At 63.5% G+C, this 17943-nt stretch carries 15 protein-coding genes; 11 read left to right on the top strand and 4 right to left on the bottom strand.

Going from position 1 to position 17943, the window contains the following annotated elements; translation table 11 throughout:
- Positions 1-9 precede the first annotated feature (9 nt).
- Entirely contained in the window at positions 10-609 is a 600-nt protein-coding gene (locus RX328_RS20490; RefSeq protein ID WP_249725975.1) for a TMEM175 family protein, read from the top strand.
- On the opposite strand, the gene RX328_RS20485 is transcribed toward RX328_RS20490, so the two are convergent.
- Positions 606-1343 (bottom strand): lysophospholipid acyltransferase family protein, encoded by a 738-nt coding sequence (locus tag RX328_RS20485; protein WP_213245764.1) that lies wholly within the window; start codon positions 1341-1343, stop codon positions 606-608. The genes RX328_RS20490 and RX328_RS20485 overlap by 4 nt on opposite strands.
- A gap of 103 nt (positions 1344-1446) precedes the next feature.
- Here RX328_RS20485 and RX328_RS20480 point away from each other — a divergent pair, with 103 nt between their 5' ends.
- Positions 1447-2304 (top strand): alpha/beta fold hydrolase, encoded by an 858-nt coding sequence (locus RX328_RS20480; protein WP_213245766.1) that lies wholly within the window; start codon positions 1447-1449, stop codon positions 2302-2304.
- 272 nt (positions 2305-2576) lie between these two features.
- On the opposite strand, the gene RX328_RS20475 is transcribed toward RX328_RS20480, so the two are convergent.
- Positions 2577-4199, bottom strand: a complete 1623-nt coding sequence (locus tag RX328_RS20475) for an ABC transporter substrate-binding protein (protein WP_213245770.1) — start codon at positions 4197-4199, stop codon at positions 2577-2579.
- 277 nt (positions 4200-4476) lie between these two features.
- Here RX328_RS20475 and RX328_RS20470 point away from each other — a divergent pair, with 277 nt between their 5' ends.
- From RX328_RS20470 to RX328_RS20435, 8 genes are all read left to right on the top strand, one after another.
- A complete protein-coding gene (locus RX328_RS20470; RefSeq protein ID WP_213245772.1) occupies positions 4477-5607 on the top strand; it encodes a M20/M25/M40 family metallo-hydrolase in 1131 nt (376 codons plus the stop codon).
- A 244-nt stretch (positions 5608-5851) separates the two neighbouring features.
- Positions 5852-6793 (top strand): ABC transporter permease, encoded by a 942-nt coding sequence (locus tag RX328_RS20465; protein ID WP_213245774.1) that lies wholly within the window; start codon positions 5852-5854, stop codon positions 6791-6793.
- Complete coding sequence (locus RX328_RS20460) at positions 6793-7683, top strand: ABC transporter permease (RefSeq protein WP_213245776.1); 891 nt, start codon at positions 6793-6795, stop codon at positions 7681-7683. The genes RX328_RS20465 and RX328_RS20460 overlap by 1 nt, the downstream gene beginning before the upstream one ends.
- Positions 7684-7833: 150 nt before the next feature.
- Positions 7834-9474 (top strand): ABC transporter ATP-binding protein, encoded by a 1641-nt coding sequence (locus tag RX328_RS20455; protein ID WP_409410717.1) that lies wholly within the window; start codon positions 7834-7836, stop codon positions 9472-9474.
- 226 nt (positions 9475-9700) lie between these two features.
- A complete protein-coding gene (locus tag RX328_RS20450) occupies positions 9701-11236 on the top strand; it encodes a M81 family metallopeptidase (RefSeq protein ID WP_213245780.1) in 1536 nt (511 codons plus the stop codon).
- A 6-nt stretch (positions 11237-11242) separates the two neighbouring features.
- The gene (locus RX328_RS20445) at positions 11243-12406 is read left to right on the top strand and encodes a M20 aminoacylase family protein (RefSeq protein ID WP_213245782.1); all 1164 of its coding nucleotides are present in this window, start codon (positions 11243-11245) and stop codon (positions 12404-12406) included.
- 1 nt (position 12407) lies between these two features.
- Positions 12408-13829 (top strand): amidase, encoded by a 1422-nt coding sequence (locus RX328_RS20440; protein WP_213245784.1) that lies wholly within the window; start codon positions 12408-12410, stop codon positions 13827-13829.
- A gap of 153 nt (positions 13830-13982) precedes the next feature.
- On the top strand, positions 13983-14873 hold the full coding sequence (locus RX328_RS20435) for a crotonase/enoyl-CoA hydratase family protein (protein WP_213245786.1): 891 nt from the start codon (positions 13983-13985) through the stop codon (positions 14871-14873).
- 129 nt (positions 14874-15002) lie between these two features.
- Here RX328_RS20435 and RX328_RS20430 read toward each other — a convergent pair whose 3' ends face one another.
- Both RX328_RS20430 and RX328_RS20425 read right to left on the bottom strand, forming a co-directional pair.
- Positions 15003-15977, bottom strand: coding sequence for an NADPH:quinone oxidoreductase family protein (locus tag RX328_RS20430; RefSeq protein ID WP_213245788.1), 975 nt, complete (start codon positions 15975-15977; stop codon positions 15003-15005).
- Positions 15977-16597, bottom strand: coding sequence for a 2-hydroxychromene-2-carboxylate isomerase (locus RX328_RS20425; protein WP_213245790.1), 621 nt, complete (start codon positions 16595-16597; stop codon positions 15977-15979). Before RX328_RS20425 ends, RX328_RS20430 begins: the two co-directional genes overlap by 1 nt.
- Positions 16598-16900: 303 nt before the next feature.
- Here RX328_RS20425 and RX328_RS20420 point away from each other — a divergent pair, with 303 nt between their 5' ends.
- Entirely contained in the window at positions 16901-17923 is a 1023-nt protein-coding gene (locus RX328_RS20420; protein ID WP_213245792.1) for a methionine synthase, read from the top strand.
- The last annotated feature ends 20 nt before the right edge of the window (positions 17924-17943 follow it).

Here is a 17943-nt window from a genome sequence, read left to right as displayed (position 1 = left end):
GACGGACTGATGATGCAAGGGGCCAAGTTGCCGCAAATCCATCTGTTCGAAATGCGCCGGCTGGAGATGCTGAGCAACACGATCTTCGGCGTTGCCATGACGCTGCTCGCCTATGACCTGCCAAAGGCCTCTAGTTTCACGCAAGCGCCCGATTGGCACGACGTGCTTCGCGTCTACGCCCAGCCCGTCATTGCGCTGACGATCAGCTTCGTGGTCGCCGGCGTGTTCTGGTTCAGCCATCACCGGCGGCTGGCGGTGGCGCCGGAAGGCGGGCGCGGCGTGGTATTTCTCAATCTGCTTTTCTTGCTGTCGATCATCATGCTGCCGGTGACCAACGGCCTCTACGGTGTCTACCGGCTCGATGGTGTGATCGCGGTGATCTACGGCTTTCACCTGCTGGCGATCGCAGCGGTGAACGCGGTGTTGTGGGTTCTGGCGCTGCGGGGCCGCCACGATCCGCAATTGCTGGTGACGGCGCTGTTTCCGGTGTTCGTGTTTGTGCTTGGTGTCATTGCTGCCTTCGCCGCGCCGGGGGTTGCGCAGTTTGTCTGGTGCCTGGCGTTTCTGGCGCCCCTTGCTGGCTGGCTTGCTGCGCGTCGCGCGGGCTAGCGCGAAACCTTCGCCTCGCTCAGCGTGAGCAGCCGGCTCGCCTCCTCCGCAATCATCCGCTCCATCTTTTCCTGAAAGTCCTTGCGCGGCAGGCCCGGCGCGATCGGCGGCAGGAAGGACAGCGTGATGGTGCCGGAGTGCATGATCAGGGTCTTCTTGCCCCAGAACAGTCCGGAATTGCACGCCGCCGGAACGACTGATATGTCGAGGTTGGTGTAGAGCGCCGAGATGCCTGCGGACTGGAATCTCATCTGCTCATCGATCGCCTGGCGGGTGCCTTGCGGAAACAGCAAGACCTGACGGCCCTCGCTAGCCGCTCGCCTGGCTTCATCGACCATCTGGCGCAGCGCATGGCGGCCCGCCGAGCGATCGACCAAAATCATCGGATAGCGCTCCAGGAACCAGCCGACGAACGGCACCTTGCGCAGCTCTTTCTTGGCGACGATGCTGGCGTCCGGGAAAAGCGCGCAGAGCGCCGCGGTTTCCCACAGCGACTGATGATTGCAGGCAATGACGCAGGGACCGTCGGGCACGTTCTCGCGCCCTCGCACCGTGTAGTCGAGACCTACGACATGCTTCATCAGAAACATGATGCCGTTGACCCAGACTTGCGAGACCGCGCGCACAGTCCGGCTGCTGGCATTGAACAGCCACATGAACGGCACCGTCAGCGACACGGCAAGCGTCAGAATTACCACCGCCGTATCGAATATGATCGATCTCAAATAGTGCAACGATTGTCCCCTTGGGCACTTTGTGGCCACCCAATACAGCACTTTCCCGCCGTTGCACAATTGCGCCATCGGCCGGCCGGAATTGCCTCGTTAGGTTCGCCGCATGCTGGCGTCAGAGCAAATCACCATCGCCCCGCATCTCACCTTCGATGCCATCAGCGCCGGCACGCCCGGCGCACCGCTGGTGCTGCTGCTGCACGGCTTTGCGGAATCGATGCATTGCTGGCGTGCGCAGGTCACGGCCCTTGGCGACATGGGCTATCGCGCGGTGGCGCCGAGCCAACGCGGCTATTCGCCGGGCGCACGACCTGATCCGCGCGAATTTTCGCACTACCTGATCGACTGCCTGATGGACGACGCCATGGCGTTCGTGGCGGCTGCCGGCTATGGCCATGCGCGGTTTCATCTGGTCGGCCATGACTGGGGCGGCAGCATCGCCTGGGGCATCGCCGACCGGCATCCCGAGCGGCTGGCGTCGCTCACCATTCTCTCGCGGCCGCACCCGAACGCGTTCAACCGCGCGCTGGCAACCGACGGCGAGCAGGCGCAGCGCTCAGAGCATCACAAGGCGTTTTTGGAACCGGATGCCGCCGATATCGTGCTTGCGAACGATGCCAAATGGCTGCGCGAGCGTCTCGCCGCCAATAGCGTGCCCTCTGATGCGATCGAGAGACATCTTGCCCTGCTCGGCAACAAGGATGCGATGGAGGCAGCGCTCGCCTGGTATCGCGCACGCGGCGCGATCCGCGGCCCACTCGGTCCGATCCGCGTGCCGACGCTTTATATCTGGGGCGACGCCGACGACACTGTCGGTCGCGCCGCCGCCGAAGGCACGGTGGATTTCATCGCCGCGCCCTATCGTTTCGAGGTGCTGCCCGGCGTCGGGCATTTTGCAGCGGATCAGGCGCCGGAACGGGTGTGCGAATTGCTGCTGGAACATCTGGCTGCGCATCCTGCGTGAGGAACGCAACGCCCGCAAAAATGTTGTCGTGCACAAAAATGGAGTACGACAACATGACCAGTGAAAAAGATAGGGAAAAGGCTGCAGCGGAGCGCAAGCAAGCGCGGGATCAGCGCTCTCCGTCGCCGCCCCCGCCGCAAGTCTCTCCGCCGCTTGGGAATGACGGCCCGGAACTGGTGCGCGACAGCCACTGCTGACGATGAAAACAAAAACGCGACGGAGGAACAGTCCTCCGTCGCGTTTGCCTGATGTTCGACTTAAAGCGAATCGCCCTACTCGCTCTTATCAATGTTCCAGAAGACCGGCGTCGCCGGGCCGTCGAGCACACCGGTCAGCGACTTCCGCCACGCGCTCGGCGTGAGGTATTGGCCGAGCGGGATATAGATCACCTGCTCATAGGCTTCCTTCTGGATCTCGGCCGCGATCTTCTTTTGCTCCTCCGGCGAAGAAGAGCGCGCGAACTTGTCCTTTAGCTCCTCGATCTTGGCGCTTTCCGCCCAGCCGAACCAGCCGCCCTTGGTGCCGCGGCCGCCGATCGAGGCGTTTGCGATCGGGTTCATCACGTCGGCGCCGACCCAGTTGGTGAAGAACATGTTCCAACCTCCCTCCTTCGGAGGCTTCTGGCTGGCGCGGCGGGCCACGACGGTCTGCCAGTCGGTGGCCTGCAGATCGACCTTGAAGCCGGCGTCGCGCAACAACTGCGCCGCGACAATCGGCTGCGCCTTCAGCGTGACCACGTCGCCCGGCGCCATGATCACGACGGGGGTGCCGTCATAGCCGGATTCGGCCAGCGCCTTCTTGGCTTCCGCCATGCTGCCGCCCTTGGTCAGATTTCCTGAACCTTCCTCGGTCGCCAACGGCGTGCCGCAGACGAAGAACGCGCCGCAGGTCTTGTAGTATTCGGGATTGCCGACCAGCGCATCCAGCACGTTCTTCTGGTTCATCGCCAGCAACGCAGCACGGCGAACCTTGACGTTGTCGAACGGCGGGTGGAGGAAATTCATCCGGCCGAGCGTCTGGAAGCCGAGCTTGTTCAATATCTCGATCTTGATGTCTTTGTTGGCGGCTATCACAGGCAACAGGTCGAAGGACGGAGTCTCTACGAAATCAATGTCGCCCGACTGCAGCGAGTTCACCGCGGTCTGCGCATCCGGCATGGTGATCCACTCGACGCGATCGACCTTCACCACCTTGCCGCCGGAGGTCCAGCTCGCCGGCTCCTTGCGTGGCACGTAATCAGGGTTCTTTTCGTAGACCGCCTTCACGCCCGGCTGAAATTCAGCCTGCACGAACTTAAAGGGACCGGATCCCACCTGCTCCTTGATCTGCTGGCCGGCGGGGGTTTCCGCGAGCCGCTTCGGCATCATGAACGGTGTGTAGGACGACGGTTTGCCGATCGATTCCAAGACCAGGCCGTAGGGCTCCTTTAGTTTCAGCGCAAAGCTCTTGGCGTCGATCGGCTCGATGCTGGCGGTAAAGTCCATCAGCTTCTGGCCCATATTGTCGTTCCTGCCCCAGCGCTTCAGCGAGGCGACGCAGTCCTCCGCCGTCACCGGCGTGCCGTCATGCCACTTCAAGCCGTCGCGCAAGGTGAAGGTGTAAGTCAGCTTGTCATCTGAGACTTTCCAGTCCGCCATCTGCGGCTGGACCTTAAAATTGGAATCGGTCGCCAGCAACGTGTCGTAGACCATGTAGCCGTGGTCGCGGGTGATGTAGGCGGTGGTGAAGCCGGGATCGATGACGCGCAGGTCGGAATGCATCACGGCGGTGATGGTCTTCTTGCTGGCGGCCGTGGCCTGCGAAGTCGGGCCTAGCGACGTCAGCGCCGCCGACAGCGCAAGCACCGACAAAGCAGTCGCTATCGTGGGACGTTTCCAACGCATGATGTGGAACATTCGATCTCTCCTGACGTGAAACTGTTCAAAGTCCGCTGATTCATTATGCATGCGGTTCGTTATTTGGGCGAACTAACACGCTGTAAATCCTGACTATTTGAAGACTTGCATCAAGCGCGCGGCGCGTCAATCCGCTTTGAGGCGGCCACCGCGCTGCGAATAGCGCGGGACGCGCGTTCATGTTTCACTTTACAAATCCGCGCGAGATCATTCTCGTACGCGGCAAGGCCGGTGCCGGCCGGTCGAAACCCAAGAGCAAGAAAACCAAGAGAAGTCCATGAACCCAGCCAATCTTCCCTTTGATTCCGAGGCCATGCTGCAAGGGCTCCGCGGCTGGGTGGAGTACGAAAGCCCGACCTGGGACAAGGCTGCCGTGGAGCGCATGCTCGACCTCGCCGCGCGCGACATGGCGATCATGGGTGCGACCATCGAGCGCATCGCCGGCCGGCAAGGATTTGCCGGCTGTGTCCGCGCCCGCTTTCCTCACCCGAAGCAGGGCGAGCCCGGCATCCTGATCGCCGGCCACATGGATACTGTCCACCCCGTCGGCACCATCGAAAAGCTGCAGTGGCGGCGCGAGGGCAACAAATGCTTCGGCCCCGGCATCTTCGACATGAAGGGCGGCAATTACCTCTCGCTGGAAGCGATCCGGCAACTGGCCCGCGCTGCATTCACGACGCCGCTGCCGATTACGGTGCTGTTCACGCCCGACGAGGAAGTCGGCACGCCCTCGACCCGCGACATCATCGAGGCCGAAGCCGCGCGCAACAAATACGTGCTGGTGCCGGAGCCCGGACGGCCCAACAACGGCGTTGTCACCGGACGCTATGCGATTGCCCGCTTCAATCTGGAGGCCGTCGGCAAGCCGAGCCATGCCGGCGCCACGCTGTCCTCGGGCCGTTCCGCGATCCGCGAAATGGCACGCCAGATTATCGCGATCGACGGCATGACGACCGAAGATTGTACGTTTTCCGTCGGCATCGTGCATGGCGGCCAATGGGTCAATTGCGTTGCCACCACCTGCACCGGCGAAGCACTCAGCATGGCCAAGCGCCAGGCCGATCTCGACCGCGGTGTCGAGCGCATGCTCGCGCTGTCAGGCACCAGCAACGACGTGACGTTCACGGTGACGCGCGGCGTCACCCGCCCTGTGTGGGAACCGGATGCCGGCACCATGGCGTTGTATGAAAAGGCGCGCGGGGTTGCCGCGCAGATGGGCCTCGAACTGCCCCATGGCAGCGCCGGCGGCGGATCCGACGGCAATTTTACCGGCGCCATGGGCATTCCGACGCTCGACGGCCTCGGCGTCCGCGGTGCCGATGCGCATACGCTGAACGAGCATATTGAAGTAGACAGCCTCGCCGAACGCGGTCGCCTGATGGCGGGATTATTGGCGACGCTGGAGTGATGGTGCGCTCTATCAACGTCATTGCGAGGAGCACTTGCGACGAAGCAATCCATCGTGCCGCATACAGAAGAATGGATTGCTTCGCTTCGCTCGCAATGACGGCTGAAGGCCTTCTGAACCGCCTAGCTGCACCGCAAAAAACGCAGGCGCAATGGCACGGGACTTGCTGAAATGGTACGCTGGCGGCGCAGAAACCAGGTCTAAGGGCAGCGCTGCCCAATTCACCCACAACTGACGGATCAAGATGCTCGGATATCTGCTTCGCCGCATTCTCGCCGCCATTCCCGTAATGGGCGTGGTCGCGCTGTTTGTGTTTCTTCTGCTGCGGCTGACGCCCGGCGATCCCGCCGCTATTCTGGCCGGCGACAACGCAACGCCCGAACAGCTCGAGCGCATCCGCACCTCGCTCGGCCTCAACGAGCCGCTCTACACTCAATTCTTCACCTGGATCGGCAAGCTGCTGCAAGGCGACCTCGGCGTGTCCCTGATCTCGAACGTGCCGGTCTTGAAGATGATCAGTCAGCGCGTCGAGCCGTCGATCTCGATTGCTCTTTCCACGATCATTCTGGCTATTGTCGTTGCGGTGCCGCTCGGCGTGATTGCGGCGTGGAAGCACGGCACCTGGATCGACCGCTTCGTGATGGGCCTGTCGGTGGTCGGCTTCTCCGTGCCGGTGTTCGTGATCGGCTATGTCCTGATCCAGATCTTTGCCATCGAACTGCGCTGGGTACCGGTGCAGGGTTTCCGCAGCATCACGGCCGGCTTTGGTCCGTTCTTCGAGCGCATCATCCTGCCGACCTGCACGCTGTCCTTTATCTATGTCGCGCTGATCGCGCGCATGACCCGGGCCGCAATGCTGGATGTGCTCGGCGAGGATTATGTCCGCACCGCGCGCGCAAAAGGCATCACCGAAACGGGCGTGCTGCTGCGCCACGCGCTGCGCAACGCCGCCGTGCCCGTCATCACCGTGATCGGAACGGGATTCGCGCTGCTGATTTCCGGCGTCGTCGTCACCGAGAGCGTGTTCAACCTGCCCGGCATCGGTCGCCTCACCGTCGATGCCGTGCTGGCGCGCGATTATCCCGTCATCCAGGCGATGATCCTGTTGACGTCGCTGATCTATGTCACCGTCAATCTCCTGATCGACGTCGCCTACACCCTGCTTGATCCGAGGATTCGCTACTGATGGCGATCGAAACCCTTCCCGAACCGTCAATCCCTGTCACCACGCCGTTCCGGCCACGATTCGGATTCCTGACTGCGACGCCGATCATCGCCACCGCGACCGTCTGCCTCGCACTCGTCATCGCGATGGCGATCGCGGCCCCCCTGCTCGCGCCGCACGATCCGCAATTGCTGGCGCCGGCACAGCGGCTGAAACCATCAAGCGCGCAGTTCCTGCTCGGCACCGACGCGTACGGCCGCGACGTGCTGTCGCGTATCATCTATGGTGGGCGAATTTCGCTGTTGATCGGCCTGGGGGCTGCAGTTTTCTCGATCGGTATCGGGCTCGTGATCGGCCTCGTCTCCGGCTTCTTCAGGTGGGTCGACGCCGTGATGATGCGGGTGATGGACGGCTTGATGGCGATCCCTTCCATCCTGCTCGCGATCGCCGTGGTGTCGCTGTCGGGCGCCAGCCTGATGACGGTGCTGGTCGCGATCACGATTCCCGAAATTCCACGCGTGGCGCGGCTGGTGCGCTCGGTCGTGCTATCGGCGCGCGAAGAGCCTTACGTCGAGGCCGCGATCTCGGTCGGCACCAGCCTGCCCAAGATCATGTGGCGGCATTTGATGCCGAACACGGTCGCGCCGCTGATCGTGCAAGGCACTTACGTCTGCGCTTCCGCCATTCTCACCGAGGCGATCCTGTCGTTCCTCGGCGCCGGCATCAGCCCGGAAACGCCGACCTGGGGCAACATCATGGCCGAGGGCCGCGCCTACTTCCAGGTCAAGCCGTCGCTGATCTTCTGGCCGGGCCTGTTGCTGTCGATCGCGATCCTCAGCGTCAACCTGATCGGCGACGCCGCCCGCGATGCGCTCGATCCGCGCATGAAACAGCGGGAGGCCGGGAAGTGACGAAGACCTCACCCCGTCATTGCGAGCGAAGCGAAGCAATCCATCTCGCCGCACGAAGAAAGAATGGATTGCTTCGTCGCTTAGCCTGTCATCGGGCGCGCATTCGCGCGACCCGTTGGCTCCTCGCAATGACGCCAGAAAATGACTGACATGACCAACATCATCCTCGACATCGACAACCTCGCCGTCGGCCTCGGCAAGAACCCTTCCGGCCAGCGCATCATCGACGGCGTCTCGCTGCAGGTGCATGAGCGCGAAACCCTCTGCGTGGTCGGCGAAAGCGGCTCCGGCAAATCGGTGACGGCGTTGACCGTGATGGGGCTCTTGCAAAAGGGCGCGCTGGTGCCCTCGGGCGGCAGCGTCAAGCTGGTCGGCGAGGAGCTGCTCACCGCCACCGACAAGCGCCTGCGGCAGTTGCGCGCCACACGAATGGCGATGATCTTTCAGGAGCCGATGACGGCGCTCAATCCGGTGGTGCCGGTCGGCCGCCAGATCGACGAGGTCTTGCGCGCCCATACCGATCTCGACGCCCGTGCCCGCCGCCAGAAGATACTGGCGATGATGGAGCATGTCCGGCTTCCGGACGTGGAGCGCATCTTTGCCTCCTATCCGCACCGGCTGTCCGGCGGCCAGCGCCAGCGCATCATGATTGCGATGGCGCTGGTGCTCGAACCGAAACTCCTGATCGCGGACGAGCCGACGACCGCGCTCGATGTCACCACGCAGAAGCAGATTCTCACGCTGATCCGCGACCTGCAGCGCGATCATGGCACGGCGGTGCTGTTCATCACCCACGACATGGGCGTGGTCGCCGAGATCGCCGACCGTGTCGCGGTGATGCGCTACGGCCAGCTGGTCGAGACCGGCACGCTCGATAGCATTTTGCGCACGCCGACCATGGAGTACACCCGCAACCTGCTCTCCTCGGTGCCGAGCCTGGTGCCGCGGGCGCCCCGCGCGGAGACCGAAGAGCCGGTGGTGCTGGAAGCCAACGAGCTGGGCAAGGTCTATCGCGAGCGTTCCTTCCTCGGAAAGACACGCGAAGTCGCCGCCGCCAAGGACGTCACCCTCACTTTGCGCAAGGGCCGCACGCTCGGCATCGTCGGCGAAAGCGGCTCCGGCAAGTCGACGGTGGCGCGCTGCATCGTTCGCCTGATCGATCCCACTTCCGGCGGCGTGCGGCTCGCGGGCCGCGAAATCTCCGAGCTGTCGCGCCGGCTATTGCAGCCGCACCGCAAAAAGATCCAGATCATCTTCCAGGACCCCTACCGCTCGCTCAATCCGCGCGTCACCGTCGGCGAAACCATCGCCGAGGGCCCGATCAATTACGGCATGCCGCGTGCGGAGGCGCTGGCGAAGGCGCGCGATCTGCTCGAACTGGTCGACCTGCCGGCCGATGCAGTGTCGCGCTACCCGCATCAATTCTCCGGCGGCCAGCGTCAGCGCATCGCGATTGCGCGCGCGCTCGCGCTCGACCCGGATGTTCTGGTCGCGGACGAAGCGGTCTCGGCGCTCGACGTCTCGGTACAGGCACAGGTGCTCGAACTGCTCGACGAAATCCAGCAGCGGCTGGGCATTGCGTTGTTGTTCATCACCCATGATCTTCGCGTCGCAGCGCAAATCTGCGACGACGTCGCCGTGATGCAACATGGCCGGATCGTGGAACAGGGCCCGGCCGCGCAGGTGCTGACCCACCCGCAGCAGGCCTATACCAAGGCATTGCTCGATGCCGCCCCAGGGCGCGGCTGGGATTTTGCCAATTTCCGGCCGGTGGAAGTGGCGGCGGAATAGCCACGCCCCCTCAGCGTCATTGCGAGCGAAGCGAAGCAATCCATGCCGCCGCTTGTGGAGGTATAGATTGCTTCGTCGCTTACGCTCCTCGCAATGACGGGGCTGATCGCGGTGCGAGGCAATTACTAACGCCCACGCGGCATGCAAAACGGAATTGCTTCAATCCTTGCGCTTGCCACGATGTCCCGCTTAACGTCCCCCAACCAAAAACACTGGCTGAGGCACTATGACCCGCATCGCCGTCGGCGGCTTCCTGCACGAGACCAACACCTTCGCGCCGACCAAGGCGACCTATCAGGATTTCGTTCATGGCGGCGGTTGGCCGGCGATGGCGCATGGGCCTGAGGTCCTCAAGGTCATGCGCAAGATCAATGTCGGCCTTGCCGGCTTCGTCGAGGCGGCCGAAGCCCATGGTTGGGAGCTGGTCCCGACCATCTCCGCAGCCGCCAGCCCGTCGGCGCATGTCACGACGGATGCCTTCGAGCGCGTCATGAAAGAAATGGTCGACGGCATCGCCAATGCCGGGCCGATCGATGCCGTCTATCTCGATCTGCACGGCGCCATGGTGACCGAGCAGCATGACGATGGCGAAGGTGAAATCCTCGCGCGCGTGCGCAAGGTGGTCGGCCCCGATCTGCCGCTGGTCGCAAGCCTCGATCTCCATGCCAACGTCTCGCCCGAAATGATCGCGCATGCGGATGCGCTGATTGCCTACCGCACCTATCCCCACATCGACATGGCCGACACCGGCCGCGCCTGCGCCAAACACCTCGCGCTGCTGCTGAAGACAGGCCAACGCCTTGCAAAAGCGTTCCGGCAATTGCCGTTCCTGATCCCGATCTCCTGGCAATGCACCAACGACCAGCCGACCAGGAGCATTTACGAAAAGCTCGCGGCGCTCGAAAGCGATGCGGTACCCACGCTGTCGTTCGCGCCGGGTTTCCCGGCTGCGGATTTTCCCCATTGCGGGCCGAGCGTGTTCGCCTATGGAAGGACGCAGGCCGACGCGGATGCCGCCGCCGACAACATCGTCGCGCTCGTTGAGGCCCATGAAGACGATTTCGACGGCCCCATCTATTCGCCCGATGATGGCGTGCGCGTCGCCATCGAGCTTGCGAAAACGGCGAAGAAGCCGATCATCATCGCCGATACCCAGGACAATCCTGGCGCCGGCGGCGATTCCGACACCACCGGCATGCTGCGCGCCCTTGTGCGCAACGACGCGCCCCGCGCCGCTACCGGCGTGATCTACGATCCGGAGTCGGCCAAGGCGGCGCACGCGGCGGGCGTCGGCGCCACCGTAACGCTGGCGCTCGGCGGCAAATCGGGCATCCCGGGCGATGCGCCATATAAGGAAACGTTCGTGGTCGAAAAATTGTCGGACGGAAAATTCGTGGCGCCAGGCCCCTATTACGGCGGCCGCGACATGGACATGGGTCCCTCGGCCTGCCTGCGCATCGGTGATGTCAGGGTCGTCGTCGGCTCCTACAAGGCGCAGCTCGCCGATCAAGCGATGTACCGCTATGTCGGCATCGAGCCGACCGAACAGGCCATTCTCGTCAACAAGAGCTCGGTGCATTTCCGTGCCGACTTTGAGCCGATTGCCGAAAAGCTTTTGATCTGCGCCGCCCCCGGCGCGATGCCAGCCGATACCGCAACGCTACCCTGGACGCGGCTGCGCCCGGGCATCCGCCTCAAGCCGAACGGCCCCGCCTTTACCCCATTCGCTCCCTCACGCTCACAATCCTCAGTCACGGGATAAAAAGACATGCCCATCATTGAACGCATCGGCGGCTATGCCGAGGAACTCACCGCCATCCGCCGCGATCTGCATGCTCATCCCGAGATCGGCTTCGAGGAAGTACGCACCTCCGGCATCGTCGCCGAGAAGCTGAAGGGTTGGGGCATCGAGGTGCATCGCGGCCTTGGCGGCACCGGCGTGATCGGCGTGCTCAAGGGCAAGGGTGATGGCGGCAAGCGCATTGGCCTGCGCGCCGACATGGACGCGCTGCCGATGGAAGAAAACACCAACCTGAAATGGCGCTCGACCATTCCCGGCCGCTTCCACGGCTGTGGCCATGACGGTCACACCACGATGCTGCTCGGCACCGCGCGCTATCTGGCCGAGACGAAGAATTTTGACGGCACCGTGCACTTCATCTTCCAGCCCGCCGAGGAAGGACTTGGCGGCGCGCGCGCCATGATCAAGGATGGGCTGTTCGAAAAATTTCCTTGCGACGAGGTCTACGGCCTGCACAACGCGCCGGATCTCAATCACGGCGAGATCGCGATCCTGCCGGGGCCGGCGATGGCTGGCGCCGACTTCTTCGACATCACCATCCAGGGCTATGGCGCGCATGGCGCGATGCCGGAGCGATCCAAGGACGCGGTGGTGATCGCGACCACGCTGGCCCAAGCCCTGCAGACCATCGTCAGCCGCAACGTCGATCCGTTGAAGTCTGCGGTGCTGTCGGTCACGCAGATCCATGCCGGATCCGCCAACAACGTGATCCCCGGCGAGGCCAGGCTCGGCGGTACGGTGCGCGCCTTCGACGACGGCGTGCGCGCGCTGATCCGCGACCGCATGCGCAAGATCTGCGCCGGCGTTGCCGCGACGTTCGAGTGCGAGATCACGGTCGACATCCGTGACACGTTCAGCGTCCTCGTCAACGAGGAAGAGCAGTCCAGGGTGGTCGAAGCGGTGGCGAAGACGATCGTCGATCCCGCCAACGTCTTCACGCGCGCGACGCCAAAGATGGGTAGCGAGGATTTCGCCGACATGATGCAGGTGGTGCCCGGCGCCTATTTCTGGATCGGCCATGACGGCTCGGTGCCCGTGCACAATCCCGGCTATGTGCTCGACGACAAGATCCTGCCGATCGGCGCCAGCATGTTCGCCCGCATCATCGAAACCCGGCTCCCGGTAGGTTAGCATGCAGAAACCAGCCCCCGAGGAAGAGGTCACCTCGCTGCATGACCTCTCCGCCACCGACCTGATCGCCGGCTATCGCGCCAAGCAGTTCTCGCCCTCGGAAGTGCTGGAGGAAGTGATCGAGCATGTCGCGGCCTGGGAGCCGCACATCAAGGCGCTCTATCTTTTCGATCCCGACGGCGCGCGCGCGGTCGCGAAGGCGTCGACCGACCGCTGGCAAAGGGGCGAGCCTGTGAGCACGCTCGACGGCGTGCCGGTTACGATCAAGGACAATATCGCCACTAAAGGCCAGCCGATTCCGCTCGGCGCCGCCAGCGTGAAGCTGGTACCGGCTGAAAAGGACGCGCCCCCCGCCGCACGGCTACGCGAAGCCGGCGCGATCATCTTCTCCAAAACCACGATGCCAGACTACGGCATGCTGTCGTCGGGCCTCTCCAGCTTCCACCCCCTCACCCGCAACCCATGGGACCTCAGCAAAAACCCGGGCGGCTCTTCTTCCGGCGCTGGCGCAGCGGGCGCGGCCGGCTACGGTCCGCTGCATCTGGGCACCGATATTGGCGGCTCGGTGCGGCTGCCCGCCTGTTGGTGCGGTCTCGTCGCGCTGAAGCCGAGCCTCGGGCGCGTTCCGATCGATCCACCCTATCTCGGCCGGGTCGCGGGTCCCATCACCCGCACCGTCGATGACGCCGCGCTCATGATGTGCGTGTTGTCGAAGCCGGATCGCCGCGACGGCATGAGTCTGCCGGCTGACAGCAGCATCCACTGGAAGACACTCGACAAGTCGCCGCGCAAGCTGCGCATCGGCCTGATGCTCGATCCCGGCGCCGGCCAGCCGCTTGAGAACGAAGTGCGTGATGTAGCCGTCAACGCCGCCAAGGCGTTCGAATCCGCTGGCGCGATCGTCACCGAAGTCGACGGCATCCTGACGCGCGAGATGCTTGACGGGCTCGATAACTTCTGGCGGGCTCGGTTGTGGGACGATCTCTCGAAGCTTTCGCCCGAGGAGCGCGGCAAGACGCTGCCTTACATCCACAGATGGGCAGAAGCCGGCGCAAAGCTTTCCGGTGTCGACGTCGTCAGGGGTTTTAACGCCACGATGGCGATCCGTGCCGCGGCAGCGAAGCTATTCCACGAACTCGACTACGTGATCTCCCCGGTCTCGCCGGTGGTGAACTTCCCGGCCGAGTTCGCAGCCCCCATCAATGACCCGGACAGGCCGTTCGAGCATATCTGCTACACCGTGCCGTGGAACATGTCGGAGAATCCGGCCCTTTCGATCAATGGCGGCTACGACGCCAAGGGTTTTCCGATCGGCGTACAGATCATCGGCCGCCGTTTCGACGATCTCGGCGTGCTCGGCATGGCCAAGGCGTTCGAAGGTCTGCGCGGCCCGCAGCGGCCATGGCCGACGCCGCCGAAGTAACCGGCTAACAGTCTCCGTCATGGCCGGGCTTGTCCCGGCCATCCACGTCTTTACGCTGTCGATGAACAGAAAAGTCGTGGATGCCCGGCACAAGGCCGGGCATGACGATGTGTTGAGAGCAATCGAAAGAACACACAGGAAGGAAATCACCCCATGGCGTATGAGACCATCACGTACGAGGTCGACGATCAGATTCTCACGATCACGCTGAACCGGCCCGACAAGCTCAACGCCTTCAACGGCACCATGCAGCAGGAACTGATCGACGCCTTCGACGCCGCCGACAAGGACGACGATGTCCGCGCCATCATCGTGACCGGCGCGGGCCGCGGCTTCTGCGCCGGCGCCGATCTTTCGTCTGGCGCCAACACGTTTGACCGCGACGCGCGGCGTGGCCCAGTGAAGCGGCTCGCCGACGGTTCGGTCGACTACAGCGATCCTCAGGTGCGCGATGGTGGCGGCCAGGTGACGCTGCGCATCTTCAGGTGCTTAAAACCGGTGATCGCGGCCGTGAACGGGCCAGCGGTCGGCATCGGCGTCACCATGCAGCTCGCGATGGACATTCGCATCGCGTCGGAGGCCGCGCGCTTCGGCTTCGTGTTCTCCCAGCGCGGCATTGTGCCCGAGGCCGCCTCGAGCTGGTTCCTGCCGCGCATCGTCGGCATCTCGCAGGCGCTGGAATGGTGCTACTCGGGCCGCGTGTTCCCGGCGCAGGAAGCGCTCGCCGGCCGTCTCGTCAGCAAGGTGGTGCCGCCGGACGATCTGTTGCCGACCGCGCGCGCACTCGCCAAGGAGTTCACCACCAAAACCGCGCCGGTATCGGTGGCGCTGATCCGGCAGATGATGTGGCGCATGCTGGGTGCCGACGATCCGATGGAAGCCCACAAAGTCGACAGCCGCGGCATCTATGCCCGCGGCCGCTCGGAAGACGTCAAGGAGGGCGTGGTGTCGTTCCTGGAAAAGCGCCCGGCCGAGTTCAAGAACAAGGTATCGAGCGATATGCCGGACTATTTCCCGTGGTGGACGGAACGGGAGTATAAATAAGTGCGGTTATCCTATCTGACGCTGTCGTCACCCGCGAAGGCGGGTGACCCAGTAATCCGAGACGAGCGCAATTGAGCCGATGAGCCGCGGCGTACTGGATGCCCCGCCTTCGCGGGGCATGACGGGAGACTACCCCATCACCAACGCCACCCTGCCGATCGCCTTGCGGTCGATCAACAGCCGCATCGCTTTCGCATAATCCTCCAGCGGCAGCCGGTGCGAGACGTTGGGGCGGATTTTTCCGGCCTCCGCCCATTCCGTCAGCGCCTTGATCCTGACCTCGCCGAGCGCGGGATTTCTCCGCACCGCTTCGCCGGCACGAACGCCAAGCACGCTCGCGCCCTTGATCATCAACAGATTGGTCTTGGCAAGCCCGATGCCGCCGGTGAAGCCGATGACCAATAGCCGCGCGCCCCAGTTGATGCAGCGCATCGAGTTCTCGAACACTTCACCGCCGACGGGATCGAACACCACGTCCGCGCCCTGCCCGTCGGTGATGCGTTTGACGGCATCGCGAAACGGCTCCTGATCGTAGCGCACCAGATGATCGGCGCCCCTCGCTTTCGCAATTGCAAGCTTCTCGTCGCTTGACGCGGTCGCAATCACGGTGGCGCCGAGCATCTTGCCGATTTCGACTGCGGCAAGGCCAACGCCGCCGCCGGCGCCGTGCACCAGCAGTACCTCGCCCGGTTGAAGCTGGCCGCGATCGATCAGCGCGTGATAGGCGGTGCCATGGCCGGCCAGAAACGTTGCGCCCTCGGCATAGTCGAACGTCGACGGCAGGCGCACGAGCTGCGAGGGCACAGCCACGGCCTCGTCGGCATAGGCGCCGTGCCGCATCTTGACGATCACCCGGTCGCCCACCGCGACGCCTTCGGCGTCATTGATCTCGACAATATCGCCGGCGGCTTCGACGCCCGGCGTGAACGGCAGCGGCGGCTTGAGCTGATACTCGCCCGCCGCCATCAAAATATCGGGGAAATTGATCCCGGCGGCGCGAATGGCGACGCGCACCTGCCCCGGCGCCACCGGTACTGAGGCAAATGTTTCCAGGCGCAGCTTCTCGGGCGGGCCGAGTTCGCGGCAGACGACGGCTTTCGGCATCAGGCGACCCGCGCTTTCAGCCGCTCCAGCGCCTCGCGGATCAGCGGCATCCGGTCGTTGCCGAAATACATGTCGGTCTTACCGACGAAGATCGTCGGCGAACCGAATCCTCCGCGCGCCATCACCTCGTCCGTGCTGGCCTTGAGTTGGTCCTTGATCGCCTGCTGGCCGATGCCTTCGAAGAACTTTTCGGGGTCGACGCCGACCTTTTGGCAAATCTCCGACAGCACCGAATCCTTTGAAATGTCCTTGTCGTCACCCCAATAGGCCTCGAACACGGCACGCGCAAACGGCACCAAGAGTTCGCGAGATTGCTGGGAAACCCAGATGCAGCCGCGCATCGCCTTGACGCTGTTCACCGGAAACACCGTCGGCGGCATCTTGATCGCAAGCCCCGCGGAGCGCGCCCAGTCGGCGAGGTCCTTCTTCATGTAGCGCGCCTTCAAGGGCACCGGCGTCTCGCGGGCGGCATAGACGCTAGGGTTGACGGTGTTGAAGATGCCGCCGACCAGGATCGGCCGCCATGTGATCTCGATGCCGGCTTCTTTTGCCAGCGGCTGGATGTTGTGAAAGGCGAGATAGGTCCAGGGACTGGAGCAGTCGAAGAAGAATTCGAGCATGGGGTTTCCTTTTGTTGGTTCTCGAGCCTCATCCTGACGGGCGCGGAAGGCGCGTCTCGAGCGAAGGAGGGGCCTCATGGTTCGCCCGGCGATGCAAAGCATGGTCCGAAGACGGCGCAAGCGCCTCCTCACCATGAGGGACTAATACTGCTTGCTCCGCGGCGGCTGCCTCGCGGCCTACGAAAGCCCCAGTTCCTCCAGTATGATCGAGATTTTTCAGGCAATGGCGACTTTTGTTGTTCTGTACCTCGACCATAAGACATGGCAGACAGACGCTCAATCAGAACCCACCGGGAGGCACCCATGCTGTTTCCAACCACGATCGCAGGCTCCTTGCCGAAGCCGGAATGGCTGGCCGAGCCGAACACGCTGTGGGCGCCCTGGAGATCAAAGGGCGACGAGCTCGCCCGCGCCAAGCGCGACGCTACCATGCTGGCGCTGAAGCTGCAGGAGGACGCCGGCATCGATATCGTCACCGAGGGCGAGCAGGCCCGCCAGCATTTTGTTCACGGTTTCCTGGAGAAGGTCGAGGGCATCGACTTCGCCCACAAGGTCGAAATGGGCATCCGCAAAGACCGCTACAAGGCGATGGTGCCGCAGGTGATAGCACCGCTGACGCTCAAGGGGCGTGTCCATGCGGACGAAGCTCGCGTCGCCCGCACCCACACCACGCGCAAACTGAAATTCACCCTGCCCGGTCCGATGACCATCGCCGACACCGTCGCCGACCGGTATTACGGCGACAAGGTCAAGATGGCATTCGCCTTTGCCGAACTGCTCAACACCGAGGCCAAGGCGTTGCAGGCGGATGGCGTCGACGTGATCCAGTTTGACGAGCCCGCCTTCAACGTCTTCATGGACGAGGTCTCCGACTGGGGCGTAAGAGCACTGGAGCGCGCCGCCGAAGGCCTGACCTGCACCACCGCCGTTCACATCTGCTACGGCTACGGCATCAAGGCCAACACCGACTGGAAAGAGACGCTGGGCAGCGAGTGGCGCCAATACGAGGATATTTTCCCGGCCATCGCCAAGAGCCCGATCCAGCAGGTCGCGATCGAGTGCCGCAATTCGAAAGTGCCGCTGGATCTGTTGGCGCTGCTCCCCGGCAAGGTGGTGCAAGCCGGTGTGATCGACGTCGCCAGCGATACGGTGGAGACGGCCGAGGATGTCGTCAAGGTGATCGAGGCGGTGTCGAAATTCGTGCCGCTCAGCAATATCGTCGCGACCACCAATTGCGGCATGGCACCGATGCGGCGGGATATCGCCGAGGCGAAGCTGGCGGCGCTTGGCGCCGGGGCCAGCCTCGCGCGGGAACGGCTGGGGTAGCTCCGCCATTGCGAGGAGAG

It is taken from the genome of Bradyrhizobium sp. sBnM-33 (assembly GCF_032917945.1).
Lineage (GTDB): Bacteria > Pseudomonadota > Alphaproteobacteria > Rhizobiales > Xanthobacteraceae > Bradyrhizobium.
The sequence above is the reverse complement of the archived record's forward strand: the minus strand, read 5'-3'. Positions and strand labels throughout refer to the sequence as shown.

What these genes read in the sequence shown, in the direction of transcription:
- RX328_RS20490 (WP_249725975.1), top strand. Translation starts at nt 10, where the DNA reads ATGATGCAAGGGGCCAAGTTGCCGCAAATCCATCTGTTCGAAATGCGC.
- RX328_RS20480 (WP_213245766.1), top strand. Translation starts at nt 1,447, where the DNA reads ATGCTGGCGTCAGAGCAAATCACCATCGCCCCGCATCTCACCTTCGAT.
- RX328_RS20475 (WP_213245770.1), bottom strand. Translation starts at nt 4,199, where the DNA reads ATGTTCCACATCATGCGTTGGAAACGTCCCACGATAGCGACTGCTTTG.
- RX328_RS20470 (WP_213245772.1), top strand. Translation starts at nt 4,477, where the DNA reads ATGAACCCAGCCAATCTTCCCTTTGATTCCGAGGCCATGCTGCAAGGG.
- RX328_RS20465 (WP_213245774.1), top strand. Translation starts at nt 5,852, where the DNA reads ATGCTCGGATATCTGCTTCGCCGCATTCTCGCCGCCATTCCCGTAATG.
- RX328_RS20460 (WP_213245776.1), top strand. Translation starts at nt 6,793, where the DNA reads ATGGCGATCGAAACCCTTCCCGAACCGTCAATCCCTGTCACCACGCCG.
- RX328_RS20455 (WP_409410717.1), top strand. Translation starts at nt 7,834, where the DNA reads ATGACCAACATCATCCTCGACATCGACAACCTCGCCGTCGGCCTCGGC.
- RX328_RS20450 (WP_213245780.1), top strand. Translation starts at nt 9,701, where the DNA reads ATGACCCGCATCGCCGTCGGCGGCTTCCTGCACGAGACCAACACCTTC.
- RX328_RS20445 (WP_213245782.1), top strand. Translation starts at nt 11,243, where the DNA reads ATGCCCATCATTGAACGCATCGGCGGCTATGCCGAGGAACTCACCGCC.
- RX328_RS20440 (WP_213245784.1), top strand. Translation starts at nt 12,408, where the DNA reads ATGCAGAAACCAGCCCCCGAGGAAGAGGTCACCTCGCTGCATGACCTC.
- RX328_RS20435 (WP_213245786.1), top strand. Translation starts at nt 13,983, where the DNA reads ATGGCGTATGAGACCATCACGTACGAGGTCGACGATCAGATTCTCACG.
- RX328_RS20430 (WP_213245788.1), bottom strand. Translation starts at nt 15,977, where the DNA reads ATGCCGAAAGCCGTCGTCTGCCGCGAACTCGGCCCGCCCGAGAAGCTG.
- RX328_RS20425 (WP_213245790.1), bottom strand. Translation starts at nt 16,597, where the DNA reads ATGCTCGAATTCTTCTTCGACTGCTCCAGTCCCTGGACCTATCTCGCC.
- RX328_RS20420 (WP_213245792.1), top strand. Translation starts at nt 16,901, where the DNA reads ATGCTGTTTCCAACCACGATCGCAGGCTCCTTGCCGAAGCCGGAATGG.